Source organism: Luteococcus sp. H101, assembly GCF_038433155.1.
GTDB lineage: Bacteria > Actinomycetota > Actinomycetes > Propionibacteriales > Propionibacteriaceae > Luteococcus.
Map to the genome: position 1 here is coordinate 62,411 of NZ_JBCDMW010000015.1, position 20,381 is coordinate 82,791.

At 69.5% G+C, this 20,381-nt stretch carries 19 protein-coding genes; 13 read left to right on the top strand and 6 right to left on the bottom strand.

From position 1 onward, the window contains the following. Window positions 1–7: 7 nt before the first annotated feature. Entirely contained in the window at window positions 8–733 is a 726-nt protein-coding gene (locus tag AAEX60_RS05900) for an IclR family transcriptional regulator (protein ID WP_342092579.1), read from the bottom strand. Window positions 734–825: 92 nt separating this feature from the next. Between AAEX60_RS05900 and leuC the strand changes: the two genes are divergently transcribed. The 3 genes from leuC (at window position 826) to AAEX60_RS05915 (ending at window position 3,339) form a co-directional block, all read left to right on the top strand. Further along, entirely contained in the window at window positions 826–2,223 is a 1,398-nt protein-coding gene (leuC, locus tag AAEX60_RS05905) for a 3-isopropylmalate dehydratase large subunit (protein WP_342101853.1), read from the top strand. A 17-nt stretch (window positions 2,224–2,240) separates the two neighbouring features. Continuing rightward, window positions 2,241–2,846, top strand: a complete 606-nt coding sequence (gene leuD / locus AAEX60_RS05910; RefSeq protein WP_342101854.1) for a 3-isopropylmalate dehydratase small subunit — start codon at window positions 2,241–2,243, stop codon at window positions 2,844–2,846. A gap of 199 nt (window positions 2,847–3,045) precedes the next feature. Then, window positions 3,046–3,339: an HU family DNA-binding protein gene (locus AAEX60_RS05915; RefSeq protein ID WP_342101857.1), complete on the top strand. Its 294-nt coding sequence runs from the start codon at window positions 3,046–3,048 to the stop codon at window positions 3,337–3,339. 92 nt (window positions 3,340–3,431) lie between these two features. Here the strand turns inward: AAEX60_RS05915 and AAEX60_RS05920 are convergent, their stop codons facing one another. Then, window positions 3,432–3,668 (bottom strand): hypothetical protein, encoded by a 237-nt coding sequence (locus AAEX60_RS05920; protein WP_342101858.1) that lies wholly within the window; start codon window positions 3,666–3,668, stop codon window positions 3,432–3,434. Window positions 3,669–3,752: 84 nt separating this feature from the next. Here AAEX60_RS05920 and AAEX60_RS05925 point away from each other — a divergent pair, with 84 nt between their 5' ends. Together AAEX60_RS05925 and AAEX60_RS05930 are read left to right on the top strand one after the other, a co-directional pair. Next, entirely contained in the window at window positions 3,753–4,529 is a 777-nt protein-coding gene (locus tag AAEX60_RS05925; protein ID WP_342101860.1) for a lysophospholipid acyltransferase family protein, read from the top strand. A 35-nt stretch (window positions 4,530–4,564) separates the two neighbouring features. Beyond that, the gene (locus AAEX60_RS05930; RefSeq protein ID WP_342101861.1) at window positions 4,565–5,677 is read left to right on the top strand and encodes a D-alanine--D-alanine ligase family protein; all 1,113 of its coding nucleotides are present in this window, start codon (window positions 4,565–4,567) and stop codon (window positions 5,675–5,677) included. Window positions 5,678–5,695: 18 nt separating this feature from the next. Here the strand turns inward: AAEX60_RS05930 and AAEX60_RS05935 are convergent, their stop codons facing one another. Next, the gene (locus AAEX60_RS05935) at window positions 5,696–5,929 is read right to left on the bottom strand and encodes an Lrp/AsnC ligand binding domain-containing protein (protein ID WP_342101863.1); all 234 of its coding nucleotides are present in this window, start codon (window positions 5,927–5,929) and stop codon (window positions 5,696–5,698) included. Window positions 5,930–5,981: 52 nt separating this feature from the next. On the opposite strand from AAEX60_RS05935, the gene AAEX60_RS05940 reads away from it, so the two are divergent. Continuing rightward, on the top strand, window positions 5,982–6,983 hold the full coding sequence (locus tag AAEX60_RS05940) for a thiamine-phosphate kinase (RefSeq protein ID WP_342101864.1): 1,002 nt from the start codon (window positions 5,982–5,984) through the stop codon (window positions 6,981–6,983). Window positions 6,984–7,087: 104 nt separating this feature from the next. Continuing rightward, window positions 7,088–9,595, top strand: a complete 2,508-nt coding sequence (locus AAEX60_RS05945) for an FtsK/SpoIIIE family DNA translocase (protein ID WP_342101865.1) — start codon at window positions 7,088–7,090, stop codon at window positions 9,593–9,595. A 15-nt stretch (window positions 9,596–9,610) separates the two neighbouring features. Here AAEX60_RS05945 and AAEX60_RS05950 read toward each other — a convergent pair whose 3' ends face one another. Then, window positions 9,611–10,048: a hypothetical protein gene (locus AAEX60_RS05950; protein ID WP_342101868.1), complete on the bottom strand. Its 438-nt coding sequence runs from the start codon at window positions 10,046–10,048 to the stop codon at window positions 9,611–9,613. Between the two features lie 136 nt (window positions 10,049–10,184). Between AAEX60_RS05950 and rimO the strand changes: the two genes are divergently transcribed. The 4 genes from rimO to AAEX60_RS05970 all read left to right on the top strand — a co-directional run bounded on the left by rimO (window position 10,185) and on the right by AAEX60_RS05970 (window position 13,284). Then, window positions 10,185–11,669 carry a 30S ribosomal protein S12 methylthiotransferase RimO gene (gene rimO, locus AAEX60_RS05955; RefSeq protein WP_342101869.1) on the top strand — a complete coding sequence of 495 codons (1,485 nt, stop codon included), beginning with the start codon at window positions 10,185–10,187 and terminating at the stop codon, window positions 11,667–11,669. A gap of 64 nt (window positions 11,670–11,733) precedes the next feature. Then, entirely contained in the window at window positions 11,734–12,348 is a 615-nt protein-coding gene (gene pgsA / locus AAEX60_RS05960) for a CDP-diacylglycerol--glycerol-3-phosphate 3-phosphatidyltransferase (RefSeq protein ID WP_342101872.1), read from the top strand. Beyond that, on the top strand, window positions 12,345–12,836 hold the full coding sequence (locus AAEX60_RS05965) for a CinA family protein (RefSeq protein WP_342101874.1): 492 nt from the start codon (window positions 12,345–12,347) through the stop codon (window positions 12,834–12,836). The genes pgsA and AAEX60_RS05965 overlap by 4 nt, the downstream gene beginning before the upstream one ends. Before the next feature lie 181 nt (window positions 12,837–13,017). After that, the gene (locus tag AAEX60_RS05970) at window positions 13,018–13,284 is read left to right on the top strand and encodes a helix-turn-helix domain-containing protein (protein ID WP_342101875.1); all 267 of its coding nucleotides are present in this window, start codon (window positions 13,018–13,020) and stop codon (window positions 13,282–13,284) included. Window positions 13,285–13,329: 45 nt separating this feature from the next. Here the strand turns inward: AAEX60_RS05970 and AAEX60_RS05975 are convergent, their stop codons facing one another. Together AAEX60_RS05975 and AAEX60_RS05980 are read right to left on the bottom strand one after the other, a co-directional pair. Continuing rightward, window positions 13,330–14,076, bottom strand: coding sequence for a DeoR/GlpR family DNA-binding transcription regulator (locus AAEX60_RS05975; protein WP_342101890.1), 747 nt, complete (start codon window positions 14,074–14,076; stop codon window positions 13,330–13,332). Window positions 14,077–14,186: 110 nt separating this feature from the next. Further along, complete coding sequence (locus AAEX60_RS05980; protein ID WP_342101876.1) at window positions 14,187–18,701, bottom strand: ATP-dependent helicase; 4,515 nt, start codon at window positions 18,699–18,701, stop codon at window positions 14,187–14,189. 67 nt (window positions 18,702–18,768) lie between these two features. Between AAEX60_RS05980 and AAEX60_RS05985 the strand changes: the two genes are divergently transcribed. Further along, window positions 18,769–18,963, top strand: coding sequence for a DUF3046 domain-containing protein (locus tag AAEX60_RS05985; protein ID WP_342101879.1), 195 nt, complete (start codon window positions 18,769–18,771; stop codon window positions 18,961–18,963). A gap of 224 nt (window positions 18,964–19,187) precedes the next feature. After that, window positions 19,188–20,249, top strand: a complete 1,062-nt coding sequence (recA, locus tag AAEX60_RS05990; RefSeq protein WP_342101880.1) for a recombinase RecA — start codon at window positions 19,188–19,190, stop codon at window positions 20,247–20,249. Window positions 20,250–20,381 lie beyond the last annotated feature (132 nt).

Consider the following 20,381-nt stretch of genomic DNA (forward strand, 5'->3'; position numbering starts at 1 on the left):
GTTCGGCTCACTCGCTGGCGCCGGTGCGGCGCAGCACCTCGCTCAGGCGCTCGGCGGCGGCCATCACGGCGGGGGCGTGCAGCCGGCCCGGCTGGCGGGTTAGCCGCTCGATCGGCCCGGAGACGCTGACCGCGGCGAGTACCTTGCCGCTGGGGGCGCGCACCGGGGCGGAGACCGACGCCACGCCGGGCTCGCGCTCGGCCACCGACTGGGCCCAGCCGCGGCGGCGCACCGTCGCCAGCGCCACGGCGGAGAAGGCCGACGAGTTCAGCCCACGCTGCAACCGGTCGGGCTCGTCCCAGGCCAGCAGCACCTGGGCCGCGGAGCCGGCGGTCATGGTCAGCTGGGAGCCGACGGGGATGGTGTCGCGCAGGCCCGACGGGCGCTCCGCCACCGCCGCGCACACCCGGATGTCACCCTGGCGGCGGAACAGCTGGGCGGATTCGCCGGTGATGTCGCGCAGGCGCGCAAGAATGGGACCGGCGGTGGCCAGCAGTCGGTCCTCGCCCGCGGCGGCGGCCAGCTCGGTCAGCCTGGGTCCCAGCACGAAGCGGCCCTGCAGGTCCCGGCCCACCAGTCGGTGGTGTTCCAGTGCGACGGCCAGGCGGTGCGCCGTTGGGCGTGCCAGCCCGGTGGAACTGACCAGCCCGGCCAGCGTCGTCGGGCCGGTCTCCAGGGCACTCAGCACCAGGGCGGCCTTGTCCAGAACTCCCACTCCACTCGAATCGTCCATACTCTGAGAATAGCGTCTCGTAATCCGATATGCCAGTGTCATACTGAAGTCAGCTCCATTGAGTGGACAATCATCGGCGAAGAAGAGGGAACATGGGCAAGACACTGAGCCAGAAGGTCTGGGACGCGCACGTCGTGCGCAGCCAGCAGGGCGAGCCGGACCTGCTCTACATCGACCTGCACCTCGTGCACGAGGTGACCAGCCCCCAGGCCTTCGAGGGGCTGCGCCTGGCCGGCCGTTCGGTGCGTCGGCCCGACCTCACCCTGGCCACCGAGGACCACAACACCCCGACCTTGAACATCGACCAGCCGATCGCCGACCCGATCAGCCGGCTCCAGGTGGACACCCTGCGCCGGAATGCCGCGGACTTCGGGGTGCCGATCCACTCCCTGGGCAGCAAGGACCAGGGCGTGGTGCACATCATCGGCCCGCAGCTGGGCCTGACCCAGCCGGGCATGACCATCGTCTGCGGTGACTCGCACACCGCCACCCACGGCGCCTTCGGGGCCCTGGCCTTCGGCATCGGCACCAGCGAGGTGGAGCACGTGTTGGCCACCCAGACGCTGCCGCAGGCCACGCCCAGGACCATGGCGGTCACCATCGACGGTGAGATGCCCGACGGCGTCACCCCCAAGGACGTCGTGCTGGCCCTGATTGCCAAGGTGGGCACCGGCGGCGGGCAGGGGCATGTCGTCGAGTACCGCGGCAGCGCCATCGAGAAGATGTCGATGGAGGGCCGGATGACCATTTGCAACATGTCCATCGAATGGGGTGCCAAGGCGGGCATGGTGGCGCCGGACCAGACCACCTTCGACTACCTCAAGGGTCGCCCGAATGCGCCCGAGGGCGAGCAGTGGGATCAGGCCGTCGAGTACTGGAAGACCCTGCGCACCGACGATGACGCCATCTTCGACTCCGAGGTGCACCTCGACGCCAGCACCCTGACCCCCTTCGTGACCTGGGGTACCAATCCCGGTCAGGGCGCGCCATTGGGCGCCACGGTTCCCAGCCCGGACGAATTCACCGATCCCGACGAGCGTCGCGCCGCCGAGAAGGCGCTCAACTACATGGACCTCAAGGCCGGCACCCCGCTGCGCGAGGTTGCCGTGGACACCGTCTTCCTGGGCTCCTGCACCAATGGCCGGATCGAGGACCTGCGGCTGGCGGCCAATGTGATCCAAGGTCGTCGGGTGGCCGACGGGGTGCGGATGCTGGTGGTTCCGGGCTCGGCCCGGGTGCGGCTGGAGGCCGAGCTGGAGGGTCTTGACAAGGTCTTTCTTGACGCTGGGGCCGAATGGCGGGCAGCTGGATGCTCGATGTGCCTGGGGATGAACCCGGACCAACTGGCGCCGGGGGAGCGCAGCGCCTCCACCTCCAACCGCAACTTCGAGGGCCGTCAGGGCAAGGGTGGGCGGACCCACCTGGTCAGCCCCGCCGTGGCCGCCGCCACCGCCGTTACCGGACGCCTCAGTGCGCCCGCCGATCTGTGAGAAAGTGAGCAACTGACATGGAGAAATTCTCCACGCACACCGGAATTGCCGTTCCGCTGCGGGCCTCCAATGTGGATACCGACCAGATCATTCCGGCGGTCTACCTGAAGCGGATCACCCGTACCGGATTTGAGGACGGCCTGTTCAGTGCTTGGCGCAATGACCCCGAATTCGTGCTCAACAAGGAGCCGTGGAACAAGGGCAGCATTCTGGTGGCCGGCCCTGATTTCGGTACCGGGAGCTCCCGGGAGCACGCCGTGTGGGCGCTGCAGAACTACGGCTTCAAGGTGGTGATCGGCTCCCGGTTCGGTGACATCTTCCGGTCCAATTCCGGCAAGGCCGGCCTGCTGATCGCCACCGTCGACCAGTCGGTGGTGGAGCAGCTCTGGGACGCGGCCGAACAGGAGCCGCAGCGGCCCTTCACCGTGGACCTGGCCGTCCGCACCATCACGGTGGGCGGGACCAGCCATCACTTCCAGATCGACGACCACACCGCGCATCGGCTCATCGAGGGGCTGGATGACATTGGCTCCACCCTGCAGCACGCCGAGCAGATCGATTCCTACGAGGCCAACCGGCCAGCCTTCAAGCCGGCCACCCTGCCCGTCCGAACCGCCGACTGAACACCCGGCCAAGCCGCTGCAAAACGTCCGCTTTTCCTTGCAAGAAAGGCGGACGCTTTGCATTTGCTGAACAATCTGGGCAGATGACCCGGTTTTGGTTGGTGCGGCCCGGGTGGACACCTAGCTTTGGTGCTGCGCACGGCATCCAAGCCTGCGACCACCCCGGCTGGGGGGCTGGGGAAATATGAAAGGCAGATTCGTGAACAAGGCAGAGCTGATTGACTCCTTGGCCAAGGCCCACTTCGAGGGCAACAAGGCCGTCGCGACCCGCGCGCTGAACGCCGTCGTCGACACCATCTCCACCGAGGTGGCCAACACCGGGAAGGTGTCCATCACCGGCTTCGGCGTCTTCGAGGTGCAGCACCGCGAGGCGCGCATGGTGCGCAATCCTCGCACCGGCGAGCGCAAGCAGGCCGACGCGATGGACATCCCGCGATTCCGTCCCGGAACCGACCTCAAGAACCGGGTGGAAGCCGCAGCCAAGAAGCGCTGACGGCCGATACCGACACGCACCGGGTGGGGCGCCGACGCAAGCCGCGTCGCGCCCCACTCGCATCCTCGGACACGGGCCGTCCGGGCGTGGGGTTACCGGCGTTGGACCACCATCGGCGCCGCCGCGATGCGAGCCGAGACCACCTCGTCCCCAGCCAGGCCCAGCAGGACGCGTTGCCCGGCGGCCGGATGCCGGAGCTCCGCGAACACCCCGGCCGGCAGGTCCCGACGGGTGCCGTCGTCCAGCAGCACCGTCACGGGCCCGGGCCCGTCCCCGCGGGCGGCGATGGTGGCCCACAGGCCGGCTTCGGGCGGAGGGGCAGCAGTCATGGCCGCCATCCTACGAAATGACCGCCCGAGGATGGTCTAGCGTGGACTCGCGCCATTCGGCGTCTGGAGTGAGGAGCGAGCGCAATGCTGGGCAACAAGACCGTCAAGGCAGACCGACGTGGGGTTGACCTGCGCTCCGGGGAACCCACCTACCGCTTTCTGGGGGCCCTCGTCCACGGCGTGGACCGGCTCTTCACCACTTACGACTGGCGGGGTCAGGAGCGCATTCCGCGTACCGGCGCCGCGCTGGTGGTGGCCAACCACAACAGCAACTATGACCCGATCTCCCTGGGTGACTTCCTGATCTGGTCGGGCCGCTGGCCCCGCTTCCTCGGCAAGTCCGAGCTGTGGGAGGTGCCCGTGGTGCGCTTCTTCGCCAAGGGCTGCCGGCAGATCCCGGTCTATCGCAACAGCACGCGCGCCGGGGACTCGCTGCGGGCCGCGCGGGAGGCCTTGGCCAACGGGGAACTGGTGGTGATCTACCCGGAGGGCACCGTGGGCACCGACCCCGACGGCTGGCCGATGACCGGCCGGACCGGGGCCGCCCGACTGGCGCTAGAGGTGGGCTGCCCGGTGATCCCGATCGGCCAGTGGGGGGCCCAGGACATCATGTTCGGCAAGAAGGTGGGGGTGCCCAAGTTCTTCCCCCGCAAGACCCTGCACATCAACGTCGGCGAACCGGTGGACCTCTCCGGCCTGGCGGAGCACCCCGATCGCCACGCCGCCGTCCGCGTCGCCAATGAGCGGATGACGGAGGCCATCACCCAGCTGGTTGCGGAGCTGCGTGACCTGCCCGTCCCGCCGGACCGCTATGACCTGCGCAAGAAGGCGCGGGTGCCCAAGGGCTCGACGACGCTCTAAAGTGGGACGGTCATCCCAGCAGTGAGGAACCCAGCATGACCCAGCGCAAGATCCGCGTCGCCCTCGTCTTCGGCGGCCGTTCCGAGGAGCACCCGGTGAGCTGCTCGACGGCGGCCAGCGTGATGGGAGCGATCGATCGGGACCGCTACGACGTGGTGCCGATCGGCGTCACCCGGCAGGGGCAGTGGGTGCTGGTGGACGACAATCCCGAGCCGCTGCGGCTGGTTCCCGGCAACACCCCGGAGATCGGCGGCGCCTCGGCAGGCGTGATCGTGCCGATGCAGGTGGGCGACCGCGGGCTGCGCACCTTGGAGCCGGGGCAGCTGCCGGCCGAACTGGGCGAGGTGGACGTCATCTTCCCGCTGATCCACGGGCCCTTCGGTGAGGATGGCACGCTGCAGGGGCTGCTCGAACTGGCCGACATGCGCTACGTCGGCTGCGGCGTTCTGGCCAGTGCGGTGATGATGGACAAGCACTACATGAAGGTGGTCTTCGAGGCCGCCGGCCTGCCCGTCGGGCCCTACCGGGTGATCACCGACCGGCAGTGGCGCACCCAGCGCGAGGCCGCCCTGGCCGCGGTGCAGGAGCTTGACTTCCCGGTCTTCGTCAAGCCGTGCCGGGCCGGATCATCCTTCGGTATCAGTCGGGTGACCGACCCCGCAGGTCTGGCGGCGGCCGTCGAGGAAGCCCGCCAGCACGACCCGAAGGTCATCGTCGAACAGGGCATCACAGGCCGCGAGATCGAGTGCGGCGTGCTGCAGGGACACGACTTCGGCGAACCCCGGGTCTCCGAGCCGGGGGAGATCGTGGTGGTCAGCGGCCACGACTTCTACGATTTCGACGCCAAGTACCTGGACGGGGCCTCGGTCCGGCTCACCTCGCCGGCCGAGGTGGATGACCAGGTCAAGGCGAAGGTCCAGCAGGTGGCCCGCGACGCCTTCGAGGCGGCCGGCTGTGAGGGCCTGGCCCGGGTGGATTCCTTCGTGACACCGGAGGGCGACGTCGTGCTCAACGAGATCAACACCATGCCCGGCTTCACCCCCACCTCGATGTTCCCGGTGATGTGGAAGGCCAGCGGGCTGGACTACCCGGCGCTGGTTGACGACCTGATCCAGCTGGCCCTGGAGCGGCCCACCGGCCTGCGCTGAGGCCGGGCGGGTCCCGGATCAGTAGTTGACTACGGGACAGGTCACGGTGCGGGTGATCCCGTCGATGGTCTGGATCTGCTCGGCCACCAGCCGGCCCAGGTCCTCGACAGCCGGTACCTCCACCAGCACCACCACGTCATAGGGGCCGGTCACCTCGTCGCACTGCACCGCGGCGGGCATCGCCTTCAGCGCCTCGGCAACCTGCGGGATCTTTCCGACGCCGGACTGCACCAGCACATAGGCCTTGACCATCTGGGGGACTCCTCACGGTGGCGATCACGCCGGGTTGGGTAGCGTACTGGGCATGGACGCTACCACCGGACCGACGCCCGCTCGCGACTCCGCCCAGCCTACGGAAACCCTTGCCAGCGCGGGGGAGTTCGGGGTGATCGAGCAGGTCACCCGGGGGCTGTCGATGTCTCCGGCCATCTCCGTCGGCCCCGGCGACGACGGTGCCGTCTTCCTGGTCAACGGCTCGGCCGTGGTCAGCACCGACCTGCTGGTGCAGGACGTGCACTTCAAGACCGAATGGAGCACCGCGGAACAGATCGGCCGCAAGGCGGTGGCGGTCAACGTCGCTGACCTGGAGGCGATGGGCGCCACCCCCACCTCCATGGTGGTGGCGCTGGGTGCGCCCGGTGACCTGCCCACCCAATGGGTCCGGGAGTTCGCCACCGGGGTGCGGATGGAGGCCGACCGGGCGGGGATCTGCCTGGTGGGTGGGGACACCACCTCCGCGCGGGACCTCACCATCTGCGTCACGGTGATCGGCGAGACCGCCGGGGCCGGGCCGGTGTTGCGGTCGGGTGCCCGCAGTGGACAGGTGGTCGCGATCCGCGGCCGGCTCGGCTGGGCCGCGGCAGGTCTGGCGGTGCTGGCCCGGGGCTTCCGCTCCCCGCGGGCAGCCGTCGAGTCGCAGCGGGTCCCCGAGGTGCCCTATGGCGCCGGGCGGGAGGCGGCGCTGGCCGGCGCCACCGCCATGCTCGATGTCTCCGACGGGCTGCTGGCCGACCTGGGGCATGTAGCAGACGCCAGCGGCATGGTGATCGACCTGGACTCCGCCCGGTTCGAGATTGATGAGCCGGTTCGGGCCGTGGCCGCCGCCACCGGCAAGGATCCGCTGGGCTTCGTGCTGACCGGGGGAGAGGACCATGCCCTGGCCGCCTGCTTCGAGCTGGGTCAGGTGCCCGACGGCTGGCAGGTGCTGGGCCGGGTGCGCGAGCCCGAGGCGGACGAGCAACCGCGGGTGCTGGTGGACGGCAAGCCCTGGGCGGGACTGCAGGGCTGGGACCACTTCAACCACTGAATACAAACCACTGGTCGAACCCGCCGGGCTTCACAGCGGCCCCACAGCCGGCCGGCGGCGCGTGGCCTTCGGCCCGGCCACGCCAATGGACTAACCTGTGGACCATGGCGACCCGCGCGTCTTCCCCACCGCGGTCCCGCAGCAACGCCCAGTCGAACTCGACCCGGGCGTCGTCAGGTACGCGGTCGGCAGGAAGCAACAAGAAGACAAGCAACCGTTCCGGAGCCACCAGGGCACCCCGGTCGGCCCCTCCACCACGCCCGAATCCGCTGGTGCGCGGCATGGCCGCCACCTGGCGGGGAACGGCCCACCTGATTGGTGACGGTGCCCGCAGCCTGGGCACCCCCGCTCCCGATCCGGAGCCGGAGCTGCGCCGTGACGGGATGGGTCTGGCCCTGATCGCCTTCGGCATCATCGTCGCGGCCCGCTTCTGGTTCCTGATGGCCGGGCCGGTTGGCGGCGGGATCTACGTCGCCGTCGCCACCATCTTCGGCGGCCTGAGCTTCGCCGTGCCGCTGCTCTGCTTCGCGATGGCCTGGCGCACCCTGCGGCATCCGGAGCGCAATGGCGCCACCGGACGTCAGGTGGTGGGCTGGTCCGCCTTCCTGCTGGGCCTGCTGGGGCTGTTGAACATCGCCCACGGGCTGCCCCGCCCCAGCGAACCCGAACTGATGCGGGAGGCCGGTGGCATCCTGGGTTTCATCTCCTCCAGCCTGCTGGCCGACCTGTTGACCGTGTGGGCCGCCGTGCCCCTGCTGGTCCTGCTGATGTTGTTCGGCATCCTGGTGATCATCGGCATCCCGATCCACGTGCTGGTGGAGCGGGCGCACGAGGCGCGGCAGCTGGCCGCCGAGCGCCGCGCCGCCCGGCCCCGGGCAGCCATCGACTATGGCGTGGACGAGGCCTATGACAGCCCGCTGATCAAGGGGGACGTCGAGCCGGAGCCGCAGGGCGGTTCCGACGACGAGGTCTACGACGTGGACGCCTTCGAACCCAAGGAGCTCGCCGCAAAGCCGGTGGTGGCCGGCCTCCCGCCCGAGAAGGCGGAGTCCGTTGCCGCCGGCAAGATCGAGGTGGCGGCCCCGCTGGAGGCACCCAACCACAGCCCCATCCCGCAGCGGGTGGAGCAGCTCACCCTGTCCGGGGACGTGCAGTACATGCTCCCGGACTCCAGCGCCCTGAAGCCCGGCACGGTGCCCAAGGCTCGCTCCGAGGCCTCCGACCAGATCGTCGGCCGGCTCTCCGAGGTGCTGAACCAGTTCGAGATCGACGCCCAGGTCACCGGCTACACCCGGGGCCCGACGGTGACCCGCTACGAGGTGGAGCTGGGCAATGCCGTGAAGGTGGAGAAGGTCACGGCGCTCAGCAAGAACATCGCCTACGCGGTGGCCTCGCCCGACGTCCGGATCCTGTCCCCGATCCCCGGCAAGTCCGCGATCGGCATCGAGATCCCGAACCTGGACAAGGAGGTGGTCAGCCTGGGCGACGTGTTGCGCTCCAACAAGGCCCGCAATGACCACCACCCGATGGTGGTGGGCCTGGGCAAGGACGTCGAGGGCGGCTTCGTGATTGCCAACATGGCCAAGATGCCGCACCTGCTGGTGGCCGGCGCCACCGGCTCCGGCAAGTCCTCCTTCGTGAACTCGCTCATCACTTCCATCATGATGCGCGCCACCCCGGACGAGGTGCGGATGCTGCTGGTGGACCCCAAGCGGGTGGAGCTCAACCACTACGAGGGGATCCCGCACCTGGTCACGCCCATCATCACCAGCCCGAAGAAGGCCGCCGAGGCCCTCCAGTGGGTGGTGAAGGAGATGGACATGCGCTACGACGACCTGGCTGCCTTCGGCTTCCGGCACGTCGACGACTTCAACAAGGCGGTCCGCGCCGGGCAGGTGCAGGTGCCGGAGGGCAGCGAGCGCGTGTTGTCCCCCTACCCCTATCTGCTGGTGGTGGTGGACGAGCTGGCCGACCTGATGATGGTGGCCCCGCGCGACGTCGAGGACTCCATCGTCCGGATCACCCAGCTGGCCCGCGCCGCCGGCATCCACCTGGTGCTGGCCACCCAGCGTCCGTCCACCGACGTGGTCACCGGCCTGATCAAGGCCAATGTGCCCAGCCGGCTGGCCTTTGCCACCAGCTCCATGACCGACTCCCGGGTGATCCTGGACCAGCCGGGTGCGGAGAAGCTGGTGGGGCAGGGCGACGGACTCTTCCTGCCGATGGGTGCCGGCAAGCCGGTTCGTGTGCAGGGTTCCTGGGTGACCGAGGCGGAGATCCGCACCGTGGTCTCCCATGTGACCGAGCAGCTCAAGCCGCAGTACCGCGAGGACGTCACCGCCGCGGCCGGGGCCAGTAACAAGGTGGCCGAGGACATCGGGGATGATCTGGAACTGGTGCTGGATGCCGCCCGCCTGGTGGTGGAGCTGCAACTGGGCTCCACCTCCATGCTGCAGCGCAAGCTGCGGGTCGGCTTCGCCAAGGCCGGACGACTGATGGACATCCTGGAGACCCGGGGCGTGGTGGGCCCCTCCGAGGGCTCCAAGCCCCGCGAGGTCCTGGTCAAGCCCGACGATCTGGAAGATGTCCTGGTCAACCTGGCCAATGGCTGAGCCCGACATGTCGGCTCAGGCCGCCGCCACGCGGCTGTCATCCAACCGGATGGTCCCGGCCGGTACGGCCAGATAGCAACCCAGATCAGTGACCCCAGCGTCCTGGCACGCCAGTGCCAGGGCGCTGCGCCATGTCTGGTCCCAGTGGGTCTGCACCAGGGCTCCGGGGCGGGCGACGGCCAGCGCCAGACCGCCGCCGGGGCAGACCTGCTGCACCACCTGGCACAGGCGGTGCACCAGCTCGTGCTGATGGAACTCGTCGCAACCCACCGGCACGTCGTCGATGCTGATTGGCTGCAGCAGGCGTAATGCGGGGCTGGTCAGGAAGGCCATGATCACCCCCTGCTCCCGGTCCGCGAGGCGGACGAACAGGTCCACCACGCCGCACAACAGTTCCGGATCCATCAGGCTGCGCTCCGGCCAGTCCTGGGGCAATTCCTCGAATGTGGTCATGCCGCCATTCCATGACCCGTCGGGCAGCGGGGCAAGCCTCAGAATCTGGCCTGTGGACAATTCCTCGGTGGCCCGAAATCTGGGGAAAAGCTCTCAGTTACCTCGTCGGCGGCCGTCAGGCGATAATTGAGCCACCATGACTGACAGCACACTGGCCGCCGGGCCGGCCCACTTGACCACCGTTCATCTCGTCACCCTGGGCTGCGCCCGCAACGAGGTGGACTCCGAGGAGCTTGCCGCGCGGCTGGAGGCCGGTGGTTTCCGGCTGGTGGACGACCCCGAGGAGGCCGAGGCGGTGATGGTGAACACCTGCGGTTTCGTCGAGCAGGCCAAGAAGGACTCCGTCGACACCCTGCTGGCCGCGGCGGATCTGAAGGATGCCGGATCGGCGAAGGCAGTGGTGGCGGTTGGGTGCATGGCCGAGCGTTACGGCAATGAGCTGGCCGACTCGCTGCCGGAGGCCGATGCGGTGCTGGGCTTCGACGACTACGCCGACGTGGCGGACAAGCTGAACCGGATCCTGCACGGTGAGCACCACCAGCCGCACGTCCCGCGGGACCGACGCACCCTGCTGCCGCTCACCCCGGTGGCCCGGCGGGAGGCCGCGGGCGAGGTCTCCGTTCCCGGCCACCACACCGAGCAGGCCGACCTGCCCTCGCTGGCGGACATCGCTCCCGCCAGCGGTCCGCGGGTCCTGCGCCGTCGCCTGGGGGCGAGCCCCAGCGCACCCCTCAAGCTGGCCTCGGGCTGTGACCGCCGCTGCGCCTTCTGTGCCATTCCGTCCTTCCGAGGCTCCTACCTCTCGCGGACCCCCGACGAGATCCTCGCCGAGGCCCGCTGGCTGGCCGAACAGGGAGCCAAAGAGGTCTTCCTGGTCAGCGAGAACACCTCCAGCTATGGCAAGGACCTGGGGGACCTGCGCAGCCTGGAGAAGTTGCTGGGTGAGCTGTCGCGCGTCGACGGCCTGGACTGGATCCGGGTCAGCTACCTGCAGCCGGCCGAGCTGCGGCCCAGCCTGGTGGAGGCGATGACCGGCACGGACAAGGTGGTGCCCTACTTCGACATCAGCTTCCAACACGCCTCCGCGACGGTATTGCGCCGGATGCGCCGCTTCGGAGACCCGGACAGCTTCCTGTCCCTGCTGGAGCAGGTGCGCAGCCGGGCGCCGCAGGCGGGAATCCGGTCCAATGTGATCGCGGGCTTCCCCGGGGAGACCGAGGCCGATGTCGAGACCCTGAAGCAGTTCATCACCGCGGCCCGGCTGGACGTGCTGGGCGTCTTCGGCTACTCCGATGAGGAGGGAACCGAGGCCGCGAGCCTGGACGGCAAGGTGGATCCCGACGAGGTGGAGGCCCGACGCAGCGCGATCGCCGACCTGGCCGCGGAACTGTGCGACCAACGGGCGGAGGAGCGGATCGGCGAGCAGGTGGAGGTGCTGGTGGAGTCCGTCGTCGACGATGACGGGCAGCCGGCCATCATCGGCCGCGCGCAGCACCAGGGCCCCGAGGTGGATGGCGCCACCGAGTTGGTCGATGCCCCCGATGTCGTGGTGGGCCAGATCATCGCTGCCACCGTCGTGGACAGCCTGGGAGTTGACCTGGTGGCGCGCGTCCGACGCTGAGCCGCTCCCGGGCGATATCGTGGGGGAACGCTCGACTTCCCCGACCACCCGAGCAAGGAGATCCATGACTGCCGATGGCGCCAAGGCCCCCAGCCAGTGGAATGTGCCCAATGTGCTGACCGGCGTGCGGATGGTGCTGGTGCCTGTCTTCGCGTGGATGCTGTTGAGCCATCCGCACGAATGGGACTGGCGGCTGTGGACCACCGCCGTGTTCTGCATCGCGATTGCCACCGACTTCGTCGACGGCAAGATCGCCCGCAAGTACAACCTGGTGACGAATTTCGGCAAGCTCTGGGACCCGATCGCGGACAAGGCACTGACCGGCATGGCCTTCGTCGGGCTGAGCATCCTGGGGGAACTGCAGTGGTGGGTGACCATCATCATCCTGGTCCGCGAATGGGGCATCACCATCCTGCGCTGGGGGATCATGAAGTACGGCGTGATGGCGGCCAATCGGGGCGGCAAGCTCAAGACCTTCATCCAGTCCCTGGCGCTGGTGCTCTACCTGATGTGGCTGCCCCGGCTGCCCGAACCGGTGCAGTGGCTGGCCTGGGCCCTGATGGCCGCGGCCTTCGTGCTGACCGTCGTCACTGGCCTCGACTACCTGCGCGAGGCCGCCAAGCTGCGGCGTGAGGCCCTGGCACGCTGGGCCGACGAGGGTCACCCGGGCCGTCCGTGAATGCGTCGCACGGGCCCGCCGCGGTGATCGCCCTGCTGGGCGCGCAGGGGAGAACCCTGGGCACCTGCGAGTCCCTGACCGGCGGCGGGGTGGCCCAGGCCCTGAGCGGCGTCCCGGGCGCCTCGGCGGTGCTGCGCGGCGGCTTGGTCACCTATGCCAGCGATCTCAAGGCGAGCCTCGCCGGGGTGGATCCGGACTGGATCGCACGGCACGGCGTGATCAACCGGGAGACCGCCGAACAGATGGCCCGGGGCGCACGGCGCCTGCTGGGCGTGGACGTGGCCCTTTCCTGCACCGGGGTGGCCGGCCCGGATGGTCAGGATGGTGAATTGCCGGGTACCGTGTGGATTGCTGTCTGTGGGCCCGAATCCGGTCGGTTGACCAGTGAATTGCTGTGTCTGCACGGTGATAGGGAGTCCGTCCGACAGCAAACGGTGCAGGCCGGTCTCGCGCTGGTGGAGCGGGTCTGCCGGGCCGCCGAATGGTGACAAATATCACATTTAAGGCGACCGGGAGCTGACAGAAACCCACCCAAAAGTGGGTAATTGGCCGATTTTCTGTGCGTTGGCTGAATCGGACACCCACTTTTGGAAGGGATCGTGGAAGCTTGGTTGTTGTACGCAAGGTGACCGCGCCGAGGCCGGAGCGGCTTGGAGAAAGTGGTACCCCATGAAGCCTGTTCTGGTCCGCGAGTTGCTGGGTGAGACCCTGCGGGAGCAGCGCTTTGCGCAGGCCCGTACGTTGCGCGAGGTGTCGATGGCCGCCCGGGTGAGCCTTGGCTACCTGTCCGAGGTGGAGCGGGGCCAGAAGGAGGCCTCCAGCGAGCTGTTGAGCTCCATCTGTCAGGCGCTGGAGGTGCCGGTCTCGGAGATCTTCGGGATCGTCAGCCAGAAACTGGCGGCGGCCGAGAATGCGCGGGTCACCGTCGCCGCCTGAGTCGCCGTCCCCAATGAGAACCCCGGTCAACTGACCGGGGTTTCGTCATTCCGCAATCCGCACGTCCACGCCCAGTTGCCGGATCCGGTCCAGCTCGGCCGGATCGGCCTGGTGGTCGGTGACCAGCACGTCCACCTCCTGCAGACTGGCGAGCTTGGCCAGTGTCACCCGGCCCAGCTTCGAGCCATCCGCGACGGCGATCACCCGTTGTGCCCGTTCAATCATGGTGTGGTTGGTGTGCGCCTCGATCTCGTCGTGGGTGGTCAACCCGCCCGCCACGCTGACCCCGTCGCAGCCCACGATTGCCGTGGCCACGTTGATCTGCCGGAAGGTGGCCTCCGCCAGCGAACCGACCAGCTCCAGGGAATTGGGTCGCAGGATGCCACCGGCGATCAGCACCCGCGACTGTCCCTGACCGGCCGCCTCCAGGGCCAGGCCGACCGAATTGGTGATGATGGTCAGGTCATGCCGGTGGTGCAGGGCGCGCAGCACCTCGGCGGCGGTGGTCCCACCGGTCAGGGCGATGGCATGCCGGCCCCCGGGAATCAGGGCGGCGGCGGTGTGGGCGATCGCCTGCTTGGCCGCCACCTGGGTGCCGTCGCGCAGACTGACCGGCAGCTCGCTGGCGGCGCCCACGCTGCGCGCACCGCCGTGGGTGCGCACCAGCAGGCCCTGCTCCGCCAGGGCGGCCACGTCCCGACGGATGGTGGCCGGGGATGCCTTGAGGGAGCTGGCCAGGTCACTCAGCTGCAGGTGGCCCCGTTCGGACAACAGGGCCAGGATCTCCACCATCCGGGCGGAACGTTTGGCGGAGTGAGTGGTTTCGGCGGCCACGATGGATTCCCCTGATCAGAATGAATGAGCGTTCGCTGAGCGTCTGATGAGCATATCGCTCAGGGTGGTCAGTGGTGGTGGCCGGTGCCGGGGCGCAGGCGAAAGCCCTGAGGAGTCATGGTGAAGCCGGCCCCGGTCAACAGCCCGCCCAACTCCTTCTGCGGCAGGACCGGCTGGGAATTCGCCTTCTCGATGGTGATCGTGCCCAGCCGGGCTGCCTGCACGGTCTGGGCCACCGCGGACAGGGCACGCTGCAGACGCGCCTGGTCCGCGCCGAAGGTCAGCAGGGTGTGCACCCCGCGCTCCAGGTAGAGGGTGGGCAAGCCGTCGTCCAGGACCACCAGCGCTCCGGCCTTGCGGCTGGGGCGGTGGCCGTCGCTCGGCGGCCAGGGCAGGGCCGCCCCGAAGGGATTGGCCGGGTCACAGGCGGCCAGCACCAGCGGCGCTGTCTCTGCCACTGGCTCCCGCAGCCGGTCCACAGCCCCGGGCAGGGCGAACTGGGCCGCTCCCAGGCCGTCGATGAAGTAGCCCCGCCGGGCCACTCCGGTCTCCTCCAGGGCCAGCAACACCCGGTAGGCCTCGCTGAAGTTGCCGCCCATCGCTTCGGTGAGCACGCTGCCCCGGGTGAGCACCCCGTAGCGGCCCAGTTCAAGCCCGAGCTCGGCCAGCCGGCGCGCGGACGGATCCGGGTGGGTGGTGCGGACGGCGGCCCAGCGGCCGGGCATGCCCTGCGGCACCGCCACTCGGACCGCCCGCAGGGCTGCCCGTCGCGACGGCCGGGCCGGGGCTCGGTGCTTCAATGCGCCCCGGCCGCTCAGTTGGCGCACCGGGGCCAGGCTGCTCGAATGCACCATCCCGGCCCAGACCAGCTCCCACAACGCATCCTCGGCAGCGCCCGAGCCGATGCCGTCGGGGGTGAGGTCCGCCAGGGTCCAGGCCCCACCGGCTGCCAGCCGTCCGAAGAGCTGCTGGGCCAACTCACCCAGCGGGGGCGAGCTGGAGTCCGAGCCGGGGTCGTCCGCGTCGGTGAGCACGCAGTCGGCGGGCCAGAGCTGGAGCCAGCCGTCATTTCGTCCGATCGCACCCCGGCCGGTCCAGACCACCTCCCCGGCCGCGAGCGCTTGGTCCAGCAGCTCGGGGCGGTAGCCCGCCACGCGGGCGGGCAGCACCACGCTCTCCAGCATCGAGGCCGGGATGGGATAGCCCGCCAAGCCCTCCACCGCTGCCAGCAAGGCGTCGCTGCCGGCCTGTGGGGCATCACACTCCTGCCAGCGCACCAGATGGCGGGCGAACTGGCATTGGTCGACGGCCTCGACGCCTGCCCGCAGCGCCGCCAAGGTGCGGCGCTTCACCAGGGTGAGCACCCGCTGCCGGATGTACTGCTGCCCGGTGAGCCCCGGCCAGCCGAAGTTACCGGCCACCACGTCCTGCTCGCGCACCATCCGGGCCAGCGCCTGTTCCACCAGGGCCTCGGAGACGCCGTAGCGCGTGGCCAGCTGCGCCGCGGTGAAGACCACATGGCACTGACCCCATCGGGTCACCAGCCGGCCCAGCGCCTCGGCGGGGTCGGTGCTGGCGGTGGGGGCGGCAATCCGGGCGGGCACCGGGATCCCCAAGGCATCGCGCAGCAGGGCAAAGTCGTCGGCCACCGCCAGGTGGTCGCGCCCGCCCAGGCGGCAGGCGGCCACCCGTCCCGCCTCGGTCAACTCGGCCAGCCAATCGGTGGGGTCTTCGGTGCAGCGCTCCCGACACTCCTGTGGGGTCAAGGGCCCGATGGTGCGCAGCAGGTCCCACAGCTGCTCGGGCCCGCGGGCCCGACGGTCCTCGGGCAGGTGCTGCAATTCGGCTTCCAGCTCGGCCATCACCTGCTCGTCCAGCACCTGCCGGCCGCCCTCCCGGCCCAGGAGCTCGGCCAGCAGGGCCGGGTCCAGGCTGAGGGCCGCCAGCTTGCGCTCGGCCAGGGGCTGGTCCCCGTCGTAGATGAACTCCCCGATGTAGCCGAACAGCAGGCTCTTGGCGAAGGGCGAGGCCTCGGGGGTTTCCACCTCCACCAATCGGATTCGACGGCTGGCCACCTGGCGCAAGACCTCGGTCAGCGCCGGCAGGTCGAAGACATCCTCCAGACATTCCCGCATGGTCTCCAGCACCATCGGGAAGTCCGGGTACTGGCTGGCCACCGCCAGCAACTGGGCCGAGCGCATCCGCTGCTGCCACAGGGGGGAACGCCGTCCCGGGTCCCGCCGGGGGAGCAGCAGTGCCCGGGCGGAGCACTCCCGGAAGCGGGCCGCGAACAGGGCTGAGCCGAAGACCTGCTCGGTCACCAGTTGCTCCACCTCGTCGGGGTCCACCTGCACCAGGTCAAGGCCGGGCGGGGTGGATTCCACGTCGGGGATGCGCAGCACGATCCCGTCATTGCTGGCGGTGGCCTGGGCCTCCACGCCGTAGCGTTCCCTGGCCCGGGCCTCCACCACCAGTGCCCACGGCTGCAGGACCGCGCTGCCGAGGTTTGAGTGCAGGCACAGCCGCCAGTCGCCCAGCTCGTCGCGGAAGCGTTCCACGACGATGGTCCGGTCATCCGGCAATACCCCCGTGGCCTCCCGCTGCTCGGCCAGGTAGGCGCCCAGATTGCGTCGGGCGCTGTCGTCCAGCCCGGTGGGGACCAGCACCTGGTCCGCGTCGGCCTCCCGCGCCAGACGCCGGGTGAACTCGCCGATTGCCCGGCCCAGCTCCGCCGGCCGGCCCGGGGAGTCACCCCGCCAGAAGGGCAGCCGCCCGGGTTGGCCCGGGGCGGGGGAGACCAGGACCTGGTTGGGGGTGATCTCCTGGATCCGCCAGGCGGTGGTGCCCAGCGTGAACACATCGCCCACCCGTGACTCGTAGACCATTTCCTCGTCCAGCTCGCCCACCCGGCGGCCGGCCTCGTGCTTGCCCGATGCGGTTCCCTCGCCCACCAGGAAGACCCCGAACAGGCCGCGGTCCGGGATGGTGCCACCGGAGGTGGACACCAGCCGACGGGCGCCCGGGCGGCCGCTCAGGGTGCCGGCCGTCCGGTCCCAGACCAGCCGGGGCCGCAGCTCCGCGAAGTCCTCGCTGGGGTAGCGTCCACTCAGCATGTCCAGCACCGCCTCGAAGGCGGAGCGGGGCAGCTCCCGGAAGCCGTCGCAGCGGCGCACGAGCTGCCAGACGTCCTCGACCGGCCAGGTGTGGTCGACGCACAGGCTGACCAGCTGTTGGGCCAAGACGTCCAGCGGATTGCGCAGTTGGTGCACCTGCTCGATCTGGCCGGCCCGCATCCGGCTGACCAGGACTGCCGACTCCACCAGGTCTCCCCGGTGCGTGGGGAGCAGGACGCCCTGGCTGACCGCGCCCACCTGATGGCCGGCCCGGCCGATCCGCTGCAGTCCGCTGGCCACCGACGGCGGGCTGGCCACCTGGATCACCAGGTCCACCGCACCCATGTCGATCCCCAGCTCCAGCGAGCTGGTGGCCACCACGCAGGGCAGGTTCCCGGACTTCAGGTCGGCCTCGATCTGGGCCCGACGCTCCTTGCTGACCGAACCGTGGTGGGCCCGGGCGATCACCGGGGAGTGGCTGCCGTCATTGCCGGCGCTGGCGCCGGACTGGGCCATCACCTGGGCCGGGGGGAGGCTGGGTGGTGGGTTGGCGCCGTCGGGTTCCAACCGTCGGGCGTGCAGGTCATTGAGGTGGGCGGTGAGCCTTTCGGCCACCCGACGGGAGTTGACGAAGCAGATGGTGGAACGGTGCTGGTCCACCAGTTCCAGGATGCGGTCCTCCAGGAAGGGCCAGATGGAGTTCGAGGGAGGAGCGTCCGGGTCGGCCGCGTCCTGGCCTGGGGGGCTCGACAGGTCGGTCATGTCCGCCAACGGCACCTCCACGTCCAACTGCCAGGTCTTGGCGGCGGGTGGATTGACCACCGTGACCGGGCGGTCACCGCCCAGGAAGGCCGCCACCCGCTCCGGGGGCTCCACGGTGGCAGACAGTCCGATCCTTTGGGCCTCACCGGGGCTGGTACGCAGGGCCGTCAGCCGTTCCAGGCTGAGGGCCAGATGGACCCCGCGCTTGGTCCCGGCCAGGGCGTGCACCTCGTCCAGGATGATGGTCTCCACCTCATCCAGGGTCTCGGCCATCTGGCTGGAGAGCATCAGGAAGAGGGATTCCGGGGTGGTGATCAGGATGTCCGGCGGGTTGCTGAGCAGGCGTCGACGATCTGCGGCGGGGGTGTCGCCGGAGCGTACCGCCACCCGCACCTGGGGGGCCGGCAGGCCCAGCCGCTCGGCCGAGAGCTGGATCCCCCGCAGGGGGGCGCGCAGGTTGCGTTCGACGTCGACGGCCAGTGCCTTGAGCGGAGAGATGTAGAGCACCCGCACCTTGCTCGACGGGGGTTGCGCCGCCAGCCGGTCCAGCGAGTGCAGGAAGGCGGCCAGCGTCTTGCCGGAGCCGGTGGGGGCGATCACCAGCGCGTGCTGCCCGCTGCCGATCGCCTGCCAGGCGGCGGTCTGGGCCGGGGTGGGGGCATCGAAGACCCCGTCGAACCAGGCCTGGGTGGCGGCGCTGAATGTCATGTGGGCCATTGTGCAGCGTGCCACCGACAATTCCGGCGCGGGTGGTGCCCGGCGCTAGGCTGGCGGGGTGAGCGAGACCGAACTGTGGCGCCGAATGGCCGAGCACCTCCCGCCCGGGCGGCTGGAGATCTGGGCCGATTCCATCGTGCTCGCGCAGCTCGGTGGCCGCACGGTGCGCGAGGCAATCGCGGCCGGGACGGACTACGTCACCATCTGGCGCGCGGTGTGGGAGATGCTGGAATTGCCGGCGAGCTACCGCTGACACGCCGACACGGCGACTTGTTCTGTTCGAACACCCGTTCTACTATGGAGCTGGATCGAGACCACGACGCCCGCAGGGGCGATCTCTGAGAGGTTGTCCACAGGCCGGGTTTTCCACAGCTCGGGGTTGGCGCTGAAAAATTGTCAGAGGCGATTTCTAGAGTCTGTGGTGTTGGTTCACCAAACGCTCGTCCGGGCAGACCCCGGCTGGAAAGGAAGGCCGTCATGGCTGTCGCAGATCGTCAGAAGGCCCTGGAGGCCGCGCTCGCCCAGATCGAGAAGGCCCACGGCAAGGGCACCGTCATGCGGTTGGGGGAGGAGACCCGGGTCCCGATCGGTTTCATTCCCACCGGCTCGGTGGCCCTGGACATCGCCCTGGGGATCGGTGGCCTCCCGCGCGGTCGGATCGTCGAGATCTACGGCCCGGAGTCCAGTGGCAAGACCACGGTGGCACTGCACGCCATCGCCAATGCCCAGAAGGCCGGCGGCATCTGCGCCTTCATCGACGCCGAGCACGCGTTGGACCCGGACTATGCCCAGAAGCTCGGCGTCGACACCGACGCCCTGCTGGTCAGCCAGCCGGACAATGGCGAGCAGGCCCTGGAGATCGCGGACATGCTGGTCCGCTCCGGTGCGCTGGACCTGATCGTGATCGACTCGGTGGCGGCGCTGACCCCGCGGGCCGAGATCGAGGGTGAGATGGGTGACTCCCACGTCGGCCTGCAGGCGCGCCTGATGAGCCAGGCGCTGCGCAAGATGACCGGCGCCCTGAGTTCCGCGGGCACCACCGCGATCTTCATCAACCAGCTGCGCGAGAAGATCGGCGTGATGTTCGGTTCGCCCGAGACCACCACCGGTGGCAAGGCGCTGAAGTTCTACTCCTCCGTGCGGCTGGACGTGCGTCGGATCGAGACGCTGAAGGATGGCACGGACATGGTGGGTAACCGCACCCGCGTCAAGGTGGTCAAGAACAAGGTGGCCCCGCCCTTCAAGCAGGCGGAATTCGACATCCTCTACGGCCAGGGGATCAGCCGCGAGGGCAGCCTGATCGACATGGGCGTGGAGCACGGCATCATCCGTCGCGCCGGCTCCTGGTTCACCTACGGCACCGACCAGCTGGGCCAGGGCAAGGAGAATGCCCGCACCTTCCTCAAGACCAATCCCGACGTGGCGCAGGAGATCGAGGAGAAGATCCTGGCCGCGCTGGGGATGGGGGACCAGGCCGAGGAGGCCGCCGCCGAGCCCGCCGAGGTGATTGATCCCGAGACCGGCGAGATCACCTTCTGAGCGTGGCCTTCGAGCAACGACGTCGGCGTCGGCCCGCGGGGGAACCACCCCAGCGGGCCGACGGGCCGGACGCGGACCCGCTGAATGTGGTGCGGGGGGTCGACCTGCCCCAGATGTCCCCGCGGGGCCACT